This is a genomic window from Priestia sp. 53B2 (assembly GCF_056099005.1).
The window spans coordinates 425903-445444 of record NZ_JBLZXA010000008.1; the positions used below are offsets into that span (position 1 = coordinate 425903).

At 38.4% G+C, this 19542-nt stretch carries 22 protein-coding genes; all 22 read right to left on the minus strand.

What is annotated here, in order from left to right:
- Window positions 1–3: 3 nt before the first annotated feature.
- Window positions 4–1596 carry a flagellar basal-body MS-ring/collar protein FliF gene (gene fliF / locus ACN6NE_RS05535; RefSeq protein ID WP_474324841.1) on the minus strand — a complete coding sequence of 531 codons (1593 nt, stop codon included), beginning with the start codon at window positions 1594–1596 and terminating at the stop codon, window positions 4–6.
- Between the two features lie 49 nt (window positions 1597–1645).
- A complete protein-coding gene (gene fliE / locus ACN6NE_RS05540; protein ID WP_014458432.1) occupies window positions 1646–1936 on the minus strand; it encodes a flagellar hook-basal body complex protein FliE in 291 nt (96 codons plus the stop codon).
- A 12-nt stretch (window positions 1937–1948) separates the two neighbouring features.
- Window positions 1949–2398, minus strand: coding sequence for a flagellar basal body rod protein FlgC (flgC, locus tag ACN6NE_RS05545; protein WP_013084799.1), 450 nt, complete (start codon window positions 2396–2398; stop codon window positions 1949–1951).
- Between the two features lie 2 nt (window positions 2399–2400).
- A complete protein-coding gene (gene flgB / locus ACN6NE_RS05550; RefSeq protein WP_028411435.1) occupies window positions 2401–2790 on the minus strand; it encodes a flagellar basal body rod protein FlgB in 390 nt (129 codons plus the stop codon).
- A gap of 443 nt (window positions 2791–3233) precedes the next feature.
- On the minus strand, window positions 3234–4013 hold the full coding sequence (gene codY / locus ACN6NE_RS05555) for a GTP-sensing pleiotropic transcriptional regulator CodY (RefSeq protein WP_013058882.1): 780 nt from the start codon (window positions 4011–4013) through the stop codon (window positions 3234–3236).
- 28 nt (window positions 4014–4041) lie between these two features.
- Window positions 4042–5442: an HslU--HslV peptidase ATPase subunit gene (gene hslU, locus ACN6NE_RS05560; protein ID WP_129704484.1), complete on the minus strand. Its 1401-nt coding sequence runs from the start codon at window positions 5440–5442 to the stop codon at window positions 4042–4044.
- Between the two features lie 16 nt (window positions 5443–5458).
- A complete protein-coding gene (gene hslV / locus ACN6NE_RS05565) occupies window positions 5459–6001 on the minus strand; it encodes an ATP-dependent protease subunit HslV (RefSeq protein ID WP_013058884.1) in 543 nt (180 codons plus the stop codon).
- A gap of 14 nt (window positions 6002–6015) precedes the next feature.
- Window positions 6016–6918: a tyrosine recombinase XerC gene (xerC, locus tag ACN6NE_RS05570; RefSeq protein ID WP_014458427.1), complete on the minus strand. Its 903-nt coding sequence runs from the start codon at window positions 6916–6918 to the stop codon at window positions 6016–6018.
- A 65-nt stretch (window positions 6919–6983) separates the two neighbouring features.
- Window positions 6984–8288 carry an FADH(2)-oxidizing methylenetetrahydrofolate--tRNA-(uracil(54)-C(5))-methyltransferase TrmFO gene (gene trmFO / locus ACN6NE_RS05575; protein WP_013058886.1) on the minus strand — a complete coding sequence of 435 codons (1305 nt, stop codon included), beginning with the start codon at window positions 8286–8288 and terminating at the stop codon, window positions 6984–6986.
- A 206-nt stretch (window positions 8289–8494) separates the two neighbouring features.
- Window positions 8495–10570 (minus strand): type I DNA topoisomerase, encoded by a 2076-nt coding sequence (gene topA / locus ACN6NE_RS05580; protein ID WP_013058887.1) that lies wholly within the window; start codon window positions 10568–10570, stop codon window positions 8495–8497.
- A 154-nt stretch (window positions 10571–10724) separates the two neighbouring features.
- Window positions 10725–11606 carry a DNA-processing protein DprA gene (dprA, locus tag ACN6NE_RS05585; protein WP_129704492.1) on the minus strand — a complete coding sequence of 294 codons (882 nt, stop codon included), beginning with the start codon at window positions 11604–11606 and terminating at the stop codon, window positions 10725–10727.
- A 63-nt stretch (window positions 11607–11669) separates the two neighbouring features.
- Entirely contained in the window at window positions 11670–12572 is a 903-nt protein-coding gene (gene sucD / locus ACN6NE_RS05590; RefSeq protein WP_013058889.1) for a succinate--CoA ligase subunit alpha, read from the minus strand.
- Between the two features lie 18 nt (window positions 12573–12590).
- A complete protein-coding gene (gene sucC, locus ACN6NE_RS05595) occupies window positions 12591–13751 on the minus strand; it encodes an ADP-forming succinate--CoA ligase subunit beta (RefSeq protein ID WP_013058890.1) in 1161 nt (386 codons plus the stop codon).
- A 369-nt stretch (window positions 13752–14120) separates the two neighbouring features.
- Entirely contained in the window at window positions 14121–14888 is a 768-nt protein-coding gene (locus tag ACN6NE_RS05600; protein WP_029320570.1) for a ribonuclease HII, read from the minus strand.
- 107 nt (window positions 14889–14995) lie between these two features.
- Window positions 14996–15862: a ribosome biogenesis GTPase YlqF gene (gene ylqF, locus ACN6NE_RS05605; protein WP_129704494.1), complete on the minus strand. Its 867-nt coding sequence runs from the start codon at window positions 15860–15862 to the stop codon at window positions 14996–14998.
- A 21-nt stretch (window positions 15863–15883) separates the two neighbouring features.
- Window positions 15884–16435: a signal peptidase I gene (gene lepB, locus ACN6NE_RS05610; protein ID WP_474324847.1), complete on the minus strand. Its 552-nt coding sequence runs from the start codon at window positions 16433–16435 to the stop codon at window positions 15884–15886.
- 176 nt (window positions 16436–16611) lie between these two features.
- Entirely contained in the window at window positions 16612–16956 is a 345-nt protein-coding gene (gene rplS, locus ACN6NE_RS05615; protein WP_013084808.1) for a 50S ribosomal protein L19, read from the minus strand.
- Window positions 16957–17117: 161 nt separating this feature from the next.
- A complete protein-coding gene (trmD, locus tag ACN6NE_RS05620; protein WP_129704496.1) occupies window positions 17118–17858 on the minus strand; it encodes a tRNA (guanosine(37)-N1)-methyltransferase TrmD in 741 nt (246 codons plus the stop codon).
- Window positions 17858–18370 (minus strand): ribosome maturation factor RimM, encoded by a 513-nt coding sequence (gene rimM / locus ACN6NE_RS05625; RefSeq protein ID WP_129704498.1) that lies wholly within the window; start codon window positions 18368–18370, stop codon window positions 17858–17860. Before rimM ends, trmD begins: the two co-directional genes overlap by 1 nt.
- 12 nt (window positions 18371–18382) lie before the next feature.
- Window positions 18383–18766, minus strand: a complete 384-nt coding sequence (locus ACN6NE_RS05630; RefSeq protein ID WP_474324849.1) for a YlqD family protein — start codon at window positions 18764–18766, stop codon at window positions 18383–18385.
- Between the two features lie 152 nt (window positions 18767–18918).
- Entirely contained in the window at window positions 18919–19149 is a 231-nt protein-coding gene (locus ACN6NE_RS05635) for a KH domain-containing protein (protein ID WP_129704500.1), read from the minus strand.
- Window positions 19150–19160: 11 nt separating this feature from the next.
- Window positions 19161–19433 carry a 30S ribosomal protein S16 gene (gene rpsP / locus ACN6NE_RS05640; protein WP_013058899.1) on the minus strand — a complete coding sequence of 91 codons (273 nt, stop codon included), beginning with the start codon at window positions 19431–19433 and terminating at the stop codon, window positions 19161–19163.
- Window positions 19434–19542 lie beyond the last annotated feature (109 nt).

The following is a 19542-nucleotide window of genomic DNA, read 5'->3' on the forward strand; positions in this document are numbered from 1 at the left end:
CTCCTAATCCTCACTAATCCATGTTCGCAGCAGTTTTGCAAACTCTTCCGGGTCTTGCTTCGCTAACGTTTCAAGATTGCTTTTTGTTTGCTGTTCAGCACTTAAAACAGGGGCTTTTTGTGCCGCTTCATATGCTTCAAAAGTTTCATCATACTCTTCATCATATTCCTCTTCATCTAAGTCTTGACGCCTTTTCCTAACCAGCAGCACAATAAGAACAACAATAATAAGCAGCAGTGCTCCTCCGATTATATACATCCACAATGGAATCGAACTTGCTGTGTTGTCATCTGTTTCTTGTCCATTAAACGGCTGAACGGAAACGGTAATCTTATCGCTGACCGCGTTATCCGAGAGAGCTTTCGTATTTGCATCTTTTGAAATAGAAGTACGGACAATTGTACCTAACATTTTTTGAACATCTGACTCAAGCGTATCGGAAACTTGTGATTTCCCTTTTGCATTGGACGGATCTATCATTACTTGAATGCCAAGATCTTGAATTTTGTATGGACTTTCGACGATTTCTTTATGAATTCGATTCACTTCATAATTAATTCGTTCTTCGTTTTTTTCGTAGTCTCCGTCTCCACTTGTTGTACTGGATGAGTAATTTGTTGTATCTTCTTCTCCTGTTCCAGCAACGCCTCCATCTTGAGCGTTTTTACCAGAAAATGTTTCATTAATTTTTTCAGCGCTAACGGCAATTCCCTGCATATTATCTTTATCAACAGGCTCTACTAGCTTTTCTTCGCGATTTTCCTGTGTAAAATCAAGATCTGCTGTAACAGAGACCATTACTTTGTCTTGACCGACCAGTCTTCCTAGCATTTGCTGCACTTGACGCTGAATATCTCGCTCAACTTCTTTTTTCGCTTCGTTCTGCGAAGCAAATGAGCTAGAAGCTGAATTCGTTTCGTTACCTTTTAAATCAAAGTACTCAAAATATTGGTTCATGATGACGATATTATCTGTAGGAAGGTTTGGCACACTTTTGGATACTAAATGATAAAGAGATTTAATTTGCTGCTCATCAAATTTATAACCAGCCTTTGTATTAAGCACAATCGATGCTGATGCTTCTCCCTGCTTTTCATTCGCCCAGACGCTTTCATTGGGAAGGGTAATCATCACTTTTGCATCGTTGACTCCTTGAATGTTTTTCATTAAGTTAGCCAATTCAGTTTGCATCGCATCGAGTTTTAACACATCAAATTCATTATCTGTCATACCAAAGCTCGCATTTTTCCCAAAAAACGAATAGTCGATACTTCCGCTATCAGGAATTCCTTGTGCAGCTAAATCAACTTTTAGCGAGTCAACGCTTTGTTCAGGCACCGAAATGGTTGTTCCGTTATCAGAGATTTCTGAAGGAACGCTTCTAGCATCAAGCTCCGCTTTGATTTGTCCTGTTTCTTGAGCCGATAGATTGCTATAAAGAGGGACAAATTTATCCTGGTTTAAAAAAACAGATGCTAAACTAATGACTAGAATAGCCGCAAGAGGAGCAGCGATAAGGGCTATTTTCTGTCCTTTTTTGCGATTATTCCAAAAGACTTTCATCTTATCTCGATAAAGAGCTATTCTTTCATTCATGGTATTCCTCCGGTTATTACTATTTTCATTTTCTTTAATAACCGCTCAATTACATTTGCATTCTCATCATTTCCTGATAGGCTTCAACAGCTTTATTGCGTATTTCAAGAGCCGTTTGCATCGTAATACTTGCTTTTTGAGCAGTAATCATTACATCTTGGAGTTCGACGTTTTCTCCTTTAGCAAGCTTTTCAGTCGCTATATCCGAAGCGCGTTGAGTATTGTTTAACTCATTGATTGAGTCTTTTAAAAACGTTGAAAACTGTTGAGTTGTTTGTCCAGTGCTAGTAGAAGCTGCTGTTTTTGCTATGGCTATTTGATTGCTGATACCATTAATCATTTTATCGCTCCTTTATTTCCCAATTTCTAACGCCTTTGTTAATATACTTTTGTTTGTATTAAAGACCGTCACGTTTGCTTCATAAGATCGAGTAGCACTAATTAAATCCGTCATTTCCTTTAAAGGGTCTACGTTCGGCATCTGCACGTACCCTTGGTCATTCGCATCTGGATGCGTCGGGTTATATACTAAATTAAAAGGAGTATTATCTTCTACGATATCTGTGACTTTTACACCATTGTTTTGATTTTTATTGATTTCGGAGTGTAAGACGGACGAAAAAGAAGGCGAACGATCAGACTGCATGACAACCATTTTTCTTTTGTAAGGCTGCCACTCACCATTAACGTACGTCCCTCTTGTCGTTTCAGCATTCGCCATATTAGATGAAACAACGTCCATCCTTAAACGATTGGCAGTTAAAGCTGAAGATGTAATATTCATATTTTGAAAAATAGTCAAACTTATTTACCTCCTCTAATGACTGTTTGAAGAGAATTAAATTTTCCATTTAAACGATCTACTAGCGCCTCATAGTAAATTTGATTTTCAGCCATATCCGCCATCTCTTTATCCATATCCACATTGTTTCCATTTGCTTGATAGGAAGTGTTGCCTTGCTGGGTAATCACTCGCTGGGATGAATCGGAAAATGGGATATGTTTTGAATCAGTCTGATATGCTTCTAACTCGTTATGTAATAAATCTCGAAATTCACTCGTACGCGATACTGTTTTCGATTTATAATTTGGAGTATCGACGTTTGCGATATTTTGTGCAATCGTCTGCTGCTTTTGTGACGCGTAGCTAATTCCATTTTCAATTGTTTGAAAAGTAGTTGAAAACAAACTCAATTCTTACACCTGCTTATCTATTCTATTTTCCTCAAAAATGAGACAAATTTCGACTTTAGTACCACAGAACTTATTGTAAGAAAAACTTCATGCAATGTCTATCCTTTTTTAAGAACTTTTGGACTATAAACCAAAATTTTCATTCGTTTTCCAAGCATATTTTAACATCAATGCTATACTTTAGCTCTATTTTTTAAATTTAAAATCAAAATATATGCCATAAGTCCTGAACAATATGTAATAAAAGTAACGATTTGTAATCAACTAGTATCTTTTTACTATTTGAAGATTCTATAATATAATTTTTAGATTTTTATATGAAGTTTGTTAAAGATTTATAAAAATAGTGAACGAATCGTCTTAACTCACAGCGAATCTTTTCGTATTGAGAGCATACAAAAAAAGCACACGGGCAAAGCCCGTGTGCTTTTTGGTTCATAAACTTAGTTAGATTTTAATTTTTCAAGCTCTACTAAGAATTTGTTGTTAAGAACTTTAATGTAAGTTCCTTTCATTCCTAAAGAACGTGATTCGATAACGCCAGCACTTTCTAATTTACGTAGCGCATTTACGATTACTGAACGTGTAATTCCAACGCGGTCAGCAATTTTACTTGCTACTAATAGTCCTTCATTTCCATTTAACTCTTCAAAGATGTGCTCAATAGCTTCTAACTCACTGTATGATAATGAGCTAATTGCCATTTGTACAACAGCTTTGCTACGTGCTTCTTCTTCAATTTCTTCTGCTTTTTCACGAAGAATTTCCATACCTACTACCGTTGCACCGTATTCAGCAAGGATTAAATCATCGTCTTCGAACTGACGGTCTAAACGAGATAGTACAAGCGTACCTAGACGCTCTCCGCCTCCGATAATTGGAACGATTGTTGTTAGTCCTGCATCAAATAAGTCTTTATTTTCAACTGGGAAAGCTGTATATTGACTTTCAATGTTTAAGTTAGAAGATGTTTCTTGAATGTTAAATAAGCTTTGAGTATATTCTTCTGGGAACTGGCGTGCTTCTAACATATCTTTCATGCGCGCATTCTCAATTTGCTGTTTAACAGCGATTCCTAATAATTTACCGCGACGGCTTACTACGAATACGTTTGATTCGATCACTTCGCAAAGTGTTTCAGCCATTTCTTTAAAGTTTACTGGTTTACCAGCTGCTTTTTGTAGCATTGCATTAATCTTTCTAGTTTTCCCTAATAAATCCATTAGTACTCTTCCTCCTGCGATTTCAGTTCTATAAAATAAATTGACTCAAATCTTTGTTTTTAGCGATTTTTTCTAATTTTTCTTCCACATACTGCGGAGTAATCACAATTTTCTCTAATGTTACTTCTGGTGCTTCAAACGATAAATCCTCTAGCAAACGTTCTAAAATCGTATGAAGCCTTCTTGCACCAATATTGTCTGTATCTTGATTTACCTGATATGCAATTTCTGCAATCTTACGTATAGCATCGTCAGAAAATTCAATTTGTATACCTTCAGTTTCCAATAATGCCGCATATTGCTTTAATAACGCATTATCTGGCTCTACTAAAATGTTTATAAAATCTTCAACGGTTAGCTTCGTTAATTCAACCCGAATTGGGAATCGCCCCTGCAATTCTGGAATTAAATCCGACGGTTTTGATACATGGAAAGCACCGGCTGCTACAAATAAAACATGATCAGTTTTGACTGCGCCATATTTTGTAACAATCGTTGACCCTTCTACAATTGGTAAAATATCTCGCTGCACGCCTTCACGTGAAACATCAGCGGAAGATGAATTACCATTTTTCTGAGCAATTTTATCAATTTCGTCAATGAAAATAATTCCGTATTGTTCTGCACGATTCACAGCTTCTTGCGTCACTTCATCCATATCAATCAATTTTTGCGCTTCTTCATTTGTTAATACTTTTCGTGCATCTTTAACAGTAAGTTTGCGCTTTTTTTGTTTTTTAGGCATAAAATTGCTTAAGGCATCCTGCATGTTCATGCCCATTTGTTCCATACCCGAACCTTGTAACATATCAAACATAGAAGGCTGTTGCTCTTCTACTTCAATTGTGACATAATGATTTTCAAGCTCTCCTAAAGCAAGCTGATGAGCAATCTGCTTGCGCTTCGTTGCAATATTCGTTTCCTCATCTTGATCAGGATCCGTATCGCTTGACTGTGTACCGTTTGAAAAAATCATTTCAAACGGATTTTTAAACGATTGCTGCTTCTTTTTGCTTGGAACAAGAAGCTCTACTATGCGCTTGTTTGCATTTTCTTCTGCGCGATCACGCACACCGTTCATTTTTTCTTCTTTCACAAGTCGAACTGACGTTTCCACTAAATCACGAACCATTGATTCTACATCGCGTCCTACATATCCAACTTCCGTAAATTTTGTTGCCTCAACCTTAATAAAAGGTGCACCGACAAGCTTAGCTAAGCGGCGTGCAATCTCGGTTTTACCCACACCTGTAGGACCAATCATTAAAATGTTTTTCGGCACAACTTCATCACGTAAAGATTCGTCTAGCAGACCGCGTCGATAGCGATTTCGCAGCGCAACAGCGACCGCTTTCTTTGCCTTCGTTTGACCAATAATATACTGATCGAGCTTTTCTACAATTTGTCGAGGTGTTAAATGAGAATTCATAAAAAAATCCCCTTTCCTACAGTTCTTCTACAATAATATGATCATTTGTATAAACACATATCTCACTTGCTACATCTAAAGCTGCTTTTGCAATTTCTTTAGCTGTTAAATGTTCGCCAGCATGTTGTTTTAATGCACGCCCCGCTGATAAAGCATAATTTCCGCCTGATCCAATTGCTAAAATGCCGTCGTCCGGTTCAATAACTTCACCCGTTCCTGATACTAACAGTAAGTTATCTTTGTTCATAACAATAAGCATTGCTTCTAACTTTCGCAATACTTTGTCACTTCTCCATTGTTTAGCAAGCTCAACGGCTGCACGCTGAAGATTTCCGTTATACTCTTCAAGCTTCGTTTCAAATAATTCAAAAAGAGTGAATGCATCAGCTACTGAACCTGCAAAGCCGGCAAGAACTTGCCCTTGAAATAGACGTCTTACTTTTCGAGCAGTATGTTTCATCACAACAGCATTTCCGAACGTTACTTGTCCGTCCCCAGACATGGCACATTGACCGTTATGCTGAACCGCAAAAATCGTAGTAGCATGGAAAGTAGACAAATTAACTCCTCCTTTTATGCGCGAGGATGGTGATTCATATAAACTGCCTTTAAACGATCCTTCGTCACATGTGTGTATATTTGAGTGGTTGATAAATGTTCATGACCTAGCATTTCTTGAACTGTACGTAAATCTGCCCCTTCATTTAACATATGAGTCGCAAAAGTATGCCTTAAAACGTGTGGACTAATATGTATATTCTCAGCGGTCTTCTTTACTAACTGATCAATGACTAAGCGTATGCCTCGGTCTGTCAACGGTGTCCCCTTATAATTTAAAAAGAGCGAATGAGTATCAGAAGGAGCCTTTTTTAAAAGAAGCTTTCTTCCATTATCTATATATACTCTAAGAGCGTCCTTGGCATAACAGCCAAATGGCACGTACCGTTGTTTTTTCCCTTTGCCATATACGAGCAAAGTTTGAAGTGAAAAATCTATATCGCTAAGCTTAATAGATGCACATTCACTCACTCGTATTCCGGTGGCATACAGCAATTCTAATAGAGACTGATTACGCTGCCCTAACGGAGTTGTTAAGTCATTCATTTGAAATAATTTCACAATCTCCTCTTCATACAGGAAGCGAGGATTTCGCTCTTCCTTTTTAGGAAGGGTAACGAGCGCAAATGGATTATCTTCTACTAATTCTTCTCTATTTAAGTAACGATAAAACGTTCTCAAACAAGAAATTTTGCGTGACATCGATCTTTTTGAATACTGCTTTTCATATAGGCGTGTTAAAAACAGCCTTGCATCAGCATATGTAACACTTTGTAGGTTTTGTATTTGCTCTTCCTGCATAAAAGACATGAAGATACCTATGTCTTTTTCATAGCAGTCAACTGTATATTTTGAATAGTTTTTCTCAATTTGTAAATATTCTAGAAAGGAATTTAATACATCTTTAACAAATTCCAATGTTATCACCTCACAAGGGCTACTAAATATTATCACAATTAAGTAGCCCTTGCAAACAATTTTGATTATTTTGTTGTAAAATTCTGAATAGTTTCCAATGCTCTTTTAGCAAGCGTTTCATTTCGTTCTTGTTTGTTTTTGATTCGCACTTCCAATTCTTTGAATAAGCCAAAGTTGGCATTCATCGGCTGGAAGTTTTTAGCGCTTGTATGTGTGATATAGTGAGCCATACTGCCAATCGCCGTTTCCTGCGGCAATACAACCAATTCTTCACCAAGTACAAGTCGAGCTGCGTTCATTCCTGCCATTAGTCCGCTCGCCGCTGATTCTACATACCCTTCTACTCCCGTCATTTGTCCAGCAAAGAATAAGTCATCACGCTCACGATATTGATACGTAGGCTTTAACAATTTAGGAGAATTAATAAACGTATTTCTATGCATAACTCCGTAGCGTACTACTTCTGCATTTTCTAGACCTGGAATTAAGCTTAATACTTCTTTTTGTGCTCCCCATTTTAAATGTGTTTGAAAACCTACGATATTATATAATGTACCTGCTGCATCATCTTGACGAAGCTGAACAACTGCATAAGGTCGCTTTCCTGTTTTCGGATCTTCTAACCCAACTGGTTTCATTGGTCCAAAGAGCATTGTTTTTTCTCCGCGTGAAGCCATTACTTCAATTGGCATACATCCCTCAAAATAAATTTCTTTCTCAAATTCTTTTAAAGGAACCGTCTCTGCATTGATTAATGCTTCATGAAAACGCTGGAATTCTTCTTTTGTCATTGGACAGTTTAAATAGGCAGCTTCCCCTTTGTCATAGCGAGATTTAAGATATACTTTATCCATATCAATGCTGTCTTTTTCAATAATAGGTGCAGCCGCATCGTAAAAATATAAATAATCTTCACTTGTTAACGCGCGCAGCTTTTCCGATAAATCTTTTGACGTTAACGGACCTGTTGCAATAACAGTTGGTCCTTGTGGAATTTCCGTAATCTCTTCATTAACAACCGTTACGTTCGGATGGTTTTTAACGCTTTCCGTCACACGAGCGGCAAATTCGTGGCGGTCAACAGCCAGTGCTCCACCTGCTGGAACAGCACACTCGTCTGCTGAACGAATAATTACAGAGTCTAATAATCGCATTTCTTCTTTTAACACACCAACTGCATTTGTTAATGTATTCGCACGCAGTGAATTACTACATACTAATTCAGCAAATTTGTCCGTGTGATGAGCAGGTGTTTGCTTCACTGGTCTCATCTCATAAAGGCGGACTTTCAAACCGCGCTTTGCGATTTGCCAAGCTGCTTCACTTCCAGCAAGACCTGCTCCGATAACATTAATTACTTGTTCATTCATTGTAAATCCTCCAACTTCATTTCTATCTTTTCTATCATTTTCCTTATTCATTTACTTGTCTTTTCCTTTTTTAACGGGACAAAGAAAATGCGACATTACTCAATGTCGCTAATAACGTTTCCATTTTAGCACATGAAGCAATGTCGCCGCATCTTATATAACTGCTATTTTTAAATTTAAAGTGTGGGAATTCATCCCATTCTCTTTTACTGCTGAGCTTCCTCTTTATAATCACAACTTGTACAGACGACTTGAGTTCCTTTTTTCTGTTTCTTCTCCACAAGCAGATTTTCACATTTCGGACATTTTCTTGCAATTGGCTTATCCCAAGATACGAAGTCACAGCCCGGGAATCGATCACAGCCATAAAATGTTCGCTTTTTCTTCGATTTTCGCTCAACAATATTTCCTTCTTCACATTTCGGACACTTTACGCCAATCTCTTTTACAATTGGCTTTGTGTTGCGGCAGTCAGGGAAATTAGAGCATGCCATAAATTTTCCGTAGCGTCCCATTTTGTATACCATAGGTGAACCGCATTCTTCACAATCTTCTCCGGCTGGTTCATCTTTAATCTCCACTTCGCGCATTTCTTTTTCAGCATGTTCTAAGCGTTTTTCAAAATCACTGTAAAATTCGTCAATAACACGCACCCATTGAACATTACCATCTTCCACTTCATCCAAATCGTTTTCCATTTTAGCTGTAAACTCTACATCTAAAATTTCCGGGAAAAACTCCAATACAAGCTCTAGTACAATTTCTCCAAGTTCTGTTGGAACAAAACGCTTGTTATCGAGCGCTACGTACCCGCGCTTTTGAATCGTGTCAAGTGTTGGAGCATATGTAGACGGTCGGCCAATGCCTAGCTCTTCTAATGTCTTGACTAAACGAGCTTCAGTATATCTTGGCGGCGGCTGTGTGAAGTGCTGCTTTTCATCGATGTCCTTAGAATAAGCTACTTCTCCTTCTTCTAAGTCTGGAAGAAGGTTTTCTTTCTCCTCCACTTGATCATCATTGCCTTCAACATACACTTTCATAAAGCCTGGAAATTTAACTTTCGAGCCGTTTGCTCTAAATGTTACGTCTCCATTTTTCAAATCTACAGCCATTGTATCCATAATTGCAGGTGCCATTTGACTAGCAACGAAGCGTTCCCATACTAACTTATACAGTCGATACTGATCACGCGATAAGAACTCTTTTACCTCTCCTGGTTTACGCAGAGCTGAAGTTGGACGAATCGCTTCGTGGGCATCTTGCGCGTTCGAATTTTTCTTTTCTTTACGCTTTTCCGTTGCCACAAACTGATTTCCGTATGCATTCGTAATGTAATCTCTAGCTTCTGTTTGAGCTGTTTCTGAAATACGAGTAGAATCGGTACGCATATACGTGATAAGACCTACTGTACCTTCTTTTCCTAAATCAATTCCTTCATATAATTGCTGCGCAATCATCATTGTTTTTTTCGCTCGGAAGTTCAGTTTCCGCGCTGCCTCTTGCTGTAATGAAGACGTGGTAAAAGAAGGAGCCGCATTACGCTTTCGCTCACGTTTTGTTACTTTAGAAATTGAAAATTCATTTCCATCTAATTGTTTAACAATGTTGGTTACATCATTTTCATTCGATAGCTCTACTTTTTTCCCTTGATATTCGATTAACTGGCCTTCAAATTGGTCGTTCCCTTTTTGAAAAGTTGCTTTTACCGTCCAGTATTCTTCTGGGATAAACTTTGCAATTTCTTTTTCACGATCAATAATTAACCGCACTGCAATTGATTGAACCCTTCCGGCACTTAATCCTTTTTTCACTTTTTTCCACAGCAATGGACTGATGTTGTAGCCAACCAGCCTGTCAAGAATACGGCGTGCTTGTTGAGCATCTACTAAATCCATATTAATTGCTCGTGGATGTTTAAAAGATTCTTTAATCGCTTCTTTTGTAATCTCGTTAAATACTACGCGACAGTCCGATGCAATATCTACATCCAAACTGTGCGCCAAGTGCCATGCAATCGCTTCTCCTTCACGGTCTGGATCGGCTGCTAGGTAAATCTTTTTTGCTTTTTTAGCCGCTGTTTTTAGTTCTTTTAAAACCGGGCCTTTCCCGCGAATTGTAATATATTTCGGATTGTAATCCTGTTCAATATCAATTCCCATTTGACTTTTAGGTAAATCGCGAACATGTCCCATCGATGCTTTTACTTTATATTTCTTTCCTAAATAACGTTCAATTGTTTTAGCCTTTGCAGGCGATTCTACAATTACTAGGTAGTCAGACATCTATTTGTTCCTCCTCAAGAGGTAGAATAAAATCTTCATTATTATTAAATATTTGGTTCTTGTTTGTCAAATGTCCAAAAGATAAGTCATACGATTTTACTACGTATCTCACTAGTATTTCATACCATGCAAGAATATGACTACTTTGAAACATTCATCTTACATACATCATTTCATCTGTAATATCAGCAGCGCTTTGCACAAGTTTTGCCCCTAATTGGATTAACTTATTCGTTCCACATGATGTTTCTTCAAAAATAGAACCCGGTATGGCAAATACTTCTCTTCCTTGCTGAAGCGCCTGGTCGGCGGTAATAAAAGATCCACTTCTTTCTTTTGCTTGCACCACCAACGTGCCTCCTGTTAATCCGCTAATAATTCTGTTTCTGCGAGGGAAAAACCATTTCGTCGGCTTCATAAACGGCGCATATTCAGAAAGCAGCAAATGATGCTGCGCAATTTCTCTTGCTAAATTTTGGTTTCCTCTTGGGTAAATATTATAAAACCCTCCGCCTAAAACTGCAATCGTTTTAGCTTTTTCAGCGATAGCCAGTTCATGAGCAGCCTGGTCAATCCCTAAGGCTAGTCCACTTACAACGACAAATTCTTCATGCAGCATCGGCTTAACAATATGAGTCAGAGCTGCAGTTCCATATGAAGTGGGATTCCTTGTTCCTACAACGCTTAAGCTTTCTGGAGCGTGTAGAAGAGAAACCTTTCCTCTTGCAAATAATACCCAAGGCGGATCATAAATATGGCGCAAAAGTTCAGGATATTCATTATCTAGGATGGTGACACATTGAATATTCTCAGCGTCATATTTATCTAGAATATCTCGTATTGGAATAGTTTGCAAATCTTTTTTTATTTGATTAGCACGTTCAATCGAGAGAGTCAATAGTTTTTGAAGCTGTGATGGAGAGTACTCGTAGAGATTTTGTAATGAAGAATTCTGTTGAAGTAGCGTAAAAATTTGTTTCCAATTAACAGATGGACAATGTGCTAAATGAATTAATTTTTCCCGTAAATCAGACATTCTACAATCTCCTTTTTAAATGGACAAAATAGCCCCCGGTCAAAGGAGGCTATATGTCTTCTATTAATGAGTCTTACACTGCTCGTAAATGCCTTGTTCTTTTAACACTTTAATAAGTGTTTCTCCCATAACAGATGGTGTTTCAGCTACTTGGATACCGCACTCATTCATTGTTTTAATTTTTTCAGACGCTGTCCCTTTACCACCTGAAATAATAGCACCAGCATGGCCCATACGTTTTCCTGGAGGTGCTGTTTGACCGCCAATGAAGCCGACCACAGGTTTTGTCATATTTGCTTTTACCCATTCTGCCGCTTCTTCTTCTGCCGTACCGCCGATTTCACCAATCATAATTACTGCATACGTATCTTCATCTTCATTAAACGCTTTTAATACATCGATAAAGTTCGTGCCGTTCACTGGGTCACCACCGATACCAACAGCTGTTGATTGGCCAATGCCAGCTTCAGAAAGTTGATGAACAGCTTCATATGTTAATGTACCAGAACGTGAAACTACACCTACATGACCTTTTTTGTGAATGTACCCTGGCATAATTCCAATTTTACATTCTTCCGGTGTAATAACACCTGGGCAGTTAGGTCCTACAAGGCGCGTACGTTTTCCTTCCATATAACGCTTTACCTTTACCATATCTAATACTGGAATACCTTCCGTAATACAAATAACTAAATCTAAATCTGCGTCAACTGCTTCAATAATGGAGTCAGCTGCGAATGCTGGCGGAACATATACAACAGAAGCCGTTGCGCCTGTTTTTTCTTTTGCCTCGGCAACCGTATTAAATACCGGAACACCTTCTACTTCTAAGCCGCCTTTACCTGGCGTTACGCCACCAACAATTTTTGTTCCATATTCTAACATTTGCTGTGTATGAAAAAGGCCAACTCCGCCTGTAATTCCTTGTACAATTACTTTTGTATCTTGATTAATAAATACGCTCATTCCTATCCCCCAGCCTTTCTATTTCACTAGTGAAACGATTTTTTGTGCGCCGTCTGCCATAGATTCAGCAGCTGTGATATTTAAGCCTGATTTTTGTAAAATTTCTTTTCCAAGTTCAACGTTTGTTCCTTCTAAGCGAACAACTAATGGAAGGCTTAATCCAACTTGTTTCGTTGCTTCAACAACACCTGTTGCAATAACATCACATTTCATAATCCCGCCGAAAATATTAACGAAAATACCTTTTACATTTTGGTCAGATAAAATAATTTTGAATGCTTCTGTTACTTTTTCAGCAGTTGCGCCGCCCCCAACATCCAGGAAGTTAGCAGGGTCGCCTCCGTAATGCTTAATAATATCCATCGTTGCCATTGCTAAACCTGCACCGTTTACCATACAACCGATATTACCGTCTAGTGAAATGTAGCTTAAGTCGTATTTAGATGCTTCAATTTCTTTAGCATCTTCCTCTTCAAGGTCACGATATTCAAGAATATCTTTTTGACGATATAGCGCATTTGAATCAAAGTTTAACTTCGCATCCAATGCCATAACGTCTCCGTCACCTGTTACAACTAGAGGATTAATCTCTGCAATTGAGCAGTCTTTTTCAACAAATACTGTATATAAACCTGTCATGAACTTAACTGCTTTTCCAACTAATTCTTTTGGAATATTAATATTAAATGCAAGTCTGCGAGCTTGGAATGCTTGTAAACCAATCGCAGGATCTACATATTCTTTAAAGATTTTTTCAGGCGTTTTTTCCGCCACTTCTTCAATTTCAGTTCCACCTTCTTCAGAACCCATCAATACAACTTGAGACGTTGCACGATCAAGAACTAAACCGATGTAGTATTCTTTCTTAATATCGCATCCCTCTTCAACTAACAAGCGCTTAACTTCTTTTCCTTCAGGGCCTGTTTGGTGTGTTACGAGGGTCTTTCCTAAAATATCTTGTGCATATGTACGAACTTCATCTAAGTTTTTTGCTACTTTGACACCGCCCGCTTTACCGCGTCCACCAGCATGGATTTGTGCTTTCACCACTGATACTTGTGAACCTAATTCCTTTGCTGCTTCAACTGCTTCTTCAACAGTAAAAGCTACTCGACCGTTTGGTACTGCAACCCCATATTTTCTGAGTAGTTCTTTTCCTTGATACTCATGGATATTCATTTCCCATCCTCCTAACATAATCAACCACAAAACTATACTGCACAAAATAGACTGCGCTTTCATTGTATAAAAATAATTGTCTAATTGTCTACTATTCTAGTGAAAAATATTGAAATAATAAGAAAATTGATATTTTTATGGAGATAGTACTTAACCATACCTTATGAAGTCGATGAGGCTCTGCGGACGTTAAACGTGTGGTTGATCATGTAAATCAACCTTCATAACTAAAGCAAACTGAGAGGAAAATAATTTACGAACTCCACCCGTAGCGATATCTCCACTTAAATAGGCTATATCCTTTTTGAGCCTAAAATCCCGCATGTAAAACATGCGCTAAAAAGCAAAGATATGCTCGGGTATCATGTTCTAGTTTACTTGGTTTTTTATCGGTGCAAAAGATCGGCGGTGTTCTGGCAAAATTCCATATTGTTCGATTGCTTCTAAATGTTGTTTTGTTCCATATCCCATATGTTTTTCGAATCCGTATGCAGGATAGCGTTCACCAAGTTCTTTCATCATTCGATCTCGCGTCACTTTTGCAATAACGGAACTTGCAGCAATCGAAATGCTTGTAGCATCGCCTTTGATAATTGACTGCTGCGAAATAGGCACCGGCAGCTTCATCGCATCAATAAGCAGTTCATCAGGCTGAACAGCTAGAAGTTCAATTGCTTCAGTCATTGCCTTTTTTGTTGCTTCATAAATATTAATAGAATCAATGACCTCTGCCCCTATAATGCCTATACCAATAGCGACAGCGCTTTTACAAATTTCTTCATAAAACGCTTCTCGCTTTGCCTCTGATAACTTCTTGGAATCTGTCAGACCCGGGAGAAAAAAATCAGGAGGCAAAATAACAGCAGCCGCTACTACTGGTCCCGCTAACGGCCCTCTTCCTACTTCGTCTACTCCGGCAATATAGGTTGCTCCTTGGCTATATAATTCATTTTCATATGCCATCATTTCATCAAACTGTTTCTTCAAGCGCTCAGCAGCTTCAAATTGCCTTTGTTTTTGAATAATAACCTGCTGCACACCTTTACGCTCATCTTGCGCATATGCCTTAAATAAAGCATCTTCCGGGCTTCTCACTTGCTTTAGTTCTTCTTTTATTTCCTTAATACTCTTTTTCATTAGCTCCACCTTCTTTATATCAACATTTTCACACGGCACCTTTACATAAAAAACGCCTCATGCTAAAAAGGCAGAGGCGTTTTTTGTTTCAGTTCGCAATGTATTGCTTACAGCTGCTGTTCAGCTTCACTTGGATCATCAAATGTAAAGTTGCCAATTTTATCCGTTCGAATTTCTCGAAGAACAAGCTCAGCTGTTTTATCGTAATCCACCATGCCGCCACCCATTAAACAGCCGCGGCGCGACCCAATTGCATCAAAAAGCTCTACAATATCTTCAGGGATTTCATTTAAATCATAACGCTGCTTTAATTGTTCTGGGTAATGGCTAGATAAGAAGCGCAGCGCATAAACAGCGACATCTTGCATATTTAAAATGGTATCTTTGATAGCACCCGTTGTCGCAAGCTTATATCCAACTGTTTCATCTTCAAACTTAGGCCACAAAATACCTGGCGTATCAAGTAGCTCCAGCTCGTTTCCTACCTTAATCCACTGCTGTGCTTGCGTTACACCTGGACGATCTCCGGTCTTGGCGATTTTTTTGCTGGCAAGGCGATTAATCAGCGTTGATTTACCGACGTTAGGAATCCCTACAATCATCGCTCGGATGGCGCGGGGTTTTTTGACTCCTTTTGCGCGCATGCGGTCAAACTTCTCTTGAAGAAGTTCTTTGGAAGACGAAACAATTTGTTTCATTCCTTTACCTGCTTGTGCATCAATAGCTAAGGCATAAATACCTTGTTGTTTATAATAATCTAGCCACTGCTGAGTAATGCGCGGATCAGCTTTGTCCACTTTATTCAGCAATACGATTCTCGGCTTATTCACAATAATCTCATCGATCATTGGATTTCGCGATGATTGCGGAATACGTGCATCAACCAGTTCGTATACAATATCAATCAATTTTAGCTTTTCAGTTACTTGTCTTCTGGCCTTCGCCATATGACCAGGAAACCATTGAATTGTCATATTTTACTCACCTTTTATATTTTACTTTGCAAAACGCGCTTCTTTAATTGGCCAGTATACGGCACTCGTTTTACCAAGCACCTTGTCCATGCTCACAAAACCAATCTGACGGCTGTCTTTACTGTAGCGTCGATTGTCTCCCATCACGAACAAATAGCCTTCTGGCACGGTCTTTTTACCCGTTACGTCTTCTAGTTTAAAATCTTCGGTTAAATTACCGTCAATCACTTCTTTTTTATACTGATCTAAGTAGGGCTCTTTATAAGCTTTTCCATTTACATATAGCGTATCATTTCGATACTCAATATGATCACCCGGCAGTCCGATAATACGTTTTATGTAATCTTTTTCCGTTGTAGCATGAAAAACAATAATATCAAAGCGATCAGGATCACCAATCTTATAGGAGAACTTATTTACAATCATTCGATTTTGGTCATGCAGCGTAGGCATCATAGAAAGTCCATCTACTACAATCGGTGCAAACAAAAAATAGCGAATTACAACAGCTAACAGTACGGCAATGGCTATTGCTTTTATCCATTCCCACAGTTCATTTTTCTTTCGAGCCATCTTCAGTCCTCCAACTCTTATGTCGTACCTTTATTTTAAACGATAATGTTTGAAACGCCTAATAAATAGAATAAAAAAATGATGACTTGTACGTCTATTTTTTACTGTCAGAGAACGAATCGTTCTAAAAAAACATTTGAAAAAAGGAGCTTGTATAAACAAGCTCCCCTTTACTATTATCGAATTTCTTTAATACGCGCAGCTTTACCACGTAATTCACGTAGGTAATAAAGTTTCGCACGGCGTACTTTACCGCGGCGCATTACTTCGATTTTTGCAATTTTTGGCGTATGAAGTGGGAATGTACGCTCTACACCTACACCGTAAGAAATCTTACGTACTGTAAATGTTTCGCTGATACCACCGCCACGACGCTTAATAACAACACCTTCAAATACCTGAACACGTTCACGAGTACCCTCAACGATATTTACGTGTACACGTACAGTATCACCAGGACGGAACGTAGGAAGATCTGTTTTTAATTGTTCTTTTGTAATCTCTTCGATTAATTTTTGCATCGCGTGTTTCAACTCCTTCCAACAGACGCTCATACCAATGCTTTTCAATCATTGCAGCGGAACATCGTTATAGGTGACCAGACATCTGCCCAAGCCACAAAATCTATCTTAGCACACTCTTATACGGTATGCAACAGAGTTTATGCATAAATTTTATGGATTTATGAAAGCTGATTTTCTTCTTTTAATTGAGCTACTAGTTTCTTTTGCTCTTCTGTTAGCTCCATCTTTTCAAGCATATCCGGTCTTCGAAGCAACGTGCGCTTTAAAGACTCTTTTTGGCGCCACTGTTCAATTTTTTTATGATTTCCTGACATAAGTACTTCAGGAACCGTTAAGCCTCTAAAATTAGCAGGACGCGTATAGTGCGGGTGCTCTAATAAACCGGTGCTGTGTGAGTCCTGTACAGCTGAATGATTATTGCCAAGCACATCGGGAAGCAGACGAACAACGCTATCGATCACAACCATTGCACCAAGCTCTCCTCCAGTTAATACATAGTCACCAATTGAAATTTCATCAGTTATCAGCTGCTCACGAATCCGTTCATCATATCCTTCGTAATGACCGCAAATAAAAATTAAGTGCTCTTCTGCTGCTAGCTCTTCTGCTTTTGCCTGTGTATAGCGTTCTCCTTGCGGACAAAGCAAAACTACCCGGGGCTTCTTAGCTGTTTCAGTTAGCTTTTCTACAGCGTCAAAAATAGGTTGTGGCGTCAATACCATTCCAGCACCTCCGCCGTAAGGATAATCGTCCACATTTTGATGTTTGTTCGTAGAATATTCTCGGAAATTAACTACATTCAGTTCAACCGCATTTTTTTCCTGTGCTTTTTTCAAAATTGATTCACCAAAAACACCGTCAAACATAGAAGGAAATAGCGACAGTACATCAATTTTCATTAGTCCAATAACCCTTCCATTACTGTAATAACAATCTCTTTTCCCTCTATATCAATAGATTGTACAACGTCGTCGATATAAGGAATAAGAACTTCTTTTCCGCCTTTTTTAACAACCCACACATCATTAGCTCCCGGCGTTAAAATTTCTTTGACCGTTCCTACCTCTACTCCGTCTTCTGTTTTTACTGTACAGCCAATAATTTCATGGAAATAGAATTCACCGTCTTCTAAATCCGTTAGCTGCTCCTCAGGGATTTTCACTTCGCAGTTTTTATACTGCTCAACATCATTTACGTTTTGATAGCCTTCGAATGTAAGCAGATCAAAATTTTTATGCCTGCGATGGCTTGCTACCGTTACTTCTACCGGCTCGCTTTGCTTCTCTTTGAAGATATAAAGTTTATTTCCTTTTTCATAGCGCTCATCAGCAAAATCCGTAGTTGATACAATACGAACTTCTCCTTTTACACCATGGGTATTCACAATTTTTCCAACCTTAAACCATTTCATGCTTCTTCACCTCTATCTAATCTCAACAACTTTGCTATCTTTTATAATAATTGTTTTACTTTCTTTTATCTTTTCCCAATCATCGCCGATTTTTACCTCTACTAAGGCATCCAGTTCCGTTTCAACGAGTTCGCTCCCTAAAGGAAGCTTTTCTAATTGCGTCAGCTGAAAGTTCAACACTTCAATTTTTTCAAGGCGAGCGGATTTTTCTTTTTCAAACTGACTATTTAATAAAGAAGAACCTTTATTGGCTTTTTCCATGTGCTTTAACTGAAATTTCAGCTGTTCCATTTCTTTTTCAAGCGCCTGCTTGCGGTTTATAAAACGATTTTCAAGATCTTGTTTGCTTGCTTCAGTTAACACTTGTTTCACAACCACTTTTTGAATAATGTTCAAAACGTTCCCTCCGCCCTCAAGATAGTGACCTTGTGCTTTTTACATGCATATTGAAATAGCTGCCTCTTGCTCGCAAAAGACTTACTGTGATCAAAACCGTTCATCTTATCATAACATAAAAAAAGGGCGAGGTTATCCCTCTCCCTTTTTGATTACTCTTGAATTTTCACATACACTTTTTTACCTTGCTGTGATGCTGCTGCATTCACAACAGTTCGAATCGCTTTTGCAACGCGGCCTTGTTTGCCGATTACTTTGCCGACATCTTCTTGGTGAACAGTAAGGATGTACGTCACTTGACGTTCTTCTTCTTGTTCCTCCACTTTAACATCAGCTGGATAATCAACAAGCGGCTTTACAATTGTTTCGATTAGTGATGTCATCTCGAGTGAAATTATTTTCCTAATTTAGCATTATGGAATTTTTCCATGATGCCTTCGTTAGAGAAAAGGTTACGAACTGTATCAGATGGTTTAGCACCATTTTGTAACCATTTAAGAGCTAGCTCTTCATCGATTTTAACTTCAGCTGGTTGAACTACAGGATTGTAAGTTCCAACTACTTCGATGTAACGTCCATCACGTGGTGAACGAGAGTCTGCTGCTACGATACGATAGAAAGGAGATTTTTTAGCTCCCATACGTTTTAAACGAATTTTTACTGCCATTTTATAAAGCACCTCCGAATATGTTTCAACAAGATAATATAATATCAAATAGGTAAAATGTTTGTAAAGGTTTTTTTCTTAACACTAGAAAAATATTTTATTTTCTTTG

Excerpts from the sequence above, each read along its gene's own strand:
- fliF (WP_474324841.1), bottom strand. The coding sequence starts at position 1,596 with ATGAATGAAAGAATAGCTCTTTATCGAGATAAGATGAAAGTCTTTTGG.
- fliE (WP_014458432.1), bottom strand. The coding sequence starts at position 1,936 with ATGATTAATGGTATCAGCAATCAAATAGCCATAGCAAAAACAGCAGCT.
- codY (WP_013058882.1), bottom strand. The coding sequence starts at position 4,013 with ATGGATTTATTAGGGAAAACTAGAAAGATTAATGCAATGCTACAAAAA.
- hslU (WP_129704484.1), bottom strand. The coding sequence starts at position 5,442 with ATGAATTCTCATTTAACACCTCGACAAATTGTAGAAAAGCTCGATCAG.
- trmFO (WP_013058886.1), bottom strand. The coding sequence starts at position 8,288 with ATGAATGAACAAGTAATTAATGTTATCGGAGCAGGTCTTGCTGGAAGT.
- topA (WP_013058887.1), bottom strand. The coding sequence starts at position 10,570 with ATGTCTGACTACCTAGTAATTGTAGAATCGCCTGCAAAGGCTAAAACA.
- dprA (WP_129704492.1), bottom strand. The coding sequence starts at position 11,606 with ATGTCTGATTTACGGGAAAAATTAATTCATTTAGCACATTGTCCATCT.
- sucD (WP_013058889.1), bottom strand. The coding sequence starts at position 12,572 with ATGAGCGTATTTATTAATCAAGATACAAAAGTAATTGTACAAGGAATT.
- sucC (WP_013058890.1), bottom strand. The coding sequence starts at position 13,751 with ATGAATATCCATGAGTATCAAGGAAAAGAACTACTCAGAAAATATGGG.
- ACN6NE_RS05600 (WP_029320570.1), bottom strand. The coding sequence starts at position 14,888 with ATGAAAAAGAGTATTAAGGAAATAAAAGAAGAACTAAAGCAAGTGAGA.
- ylqF (WP_129704494.1), bottom strand. The coding sequence starts at position 15,862 with ATGACAATTCAATGGTTTCCTGGTCATATGGCGAAGGCCAGAAGACAA.
- lepB (WP_474324847.1), bottom strand. The coding sequence starts at position 16,435 with ATGGCTCGAAAGAAAAATGAACTGTGGGAATGGATAAAAGCAATAGCC.
- rplS (WP_013084808.1), bottom strand. The coding sequence starts at position 16,956 with ATGCAAAAATTAATCGAAGAGATTACAAAAGAACAATTAAAAACAGAT.
- trmD (WP_129704496.1), bottom strand. The coding sequence starts at position 17,858 with ATGAAAATTGATGTACTGTCGCTATTTCCTTCTATGTTTGACGGTGTT.
- rimM (WP_129704498.1), bottom strand. The coding sequence starts at position 18,370 with ATGAAATGGTTTAAGGTTGGAAAAATTGTGAATACCCATGGTGTAAAA.
- ACN6NE_RS05635 (WP_129704500.1), bottom strand. The coding sequence starts at position 19,149 with ATGACATCACTAATCGAAACAATTGTAAAGCCGCTTGTTGATTATCCA.
- rpsP (WP_013058899.1), bottom strand. The coding sequence starts at position 19,433 with ATGGCAGTAAAAATTCGTTTAAAACGTATGGGAGCTAAAAAATCTCCT.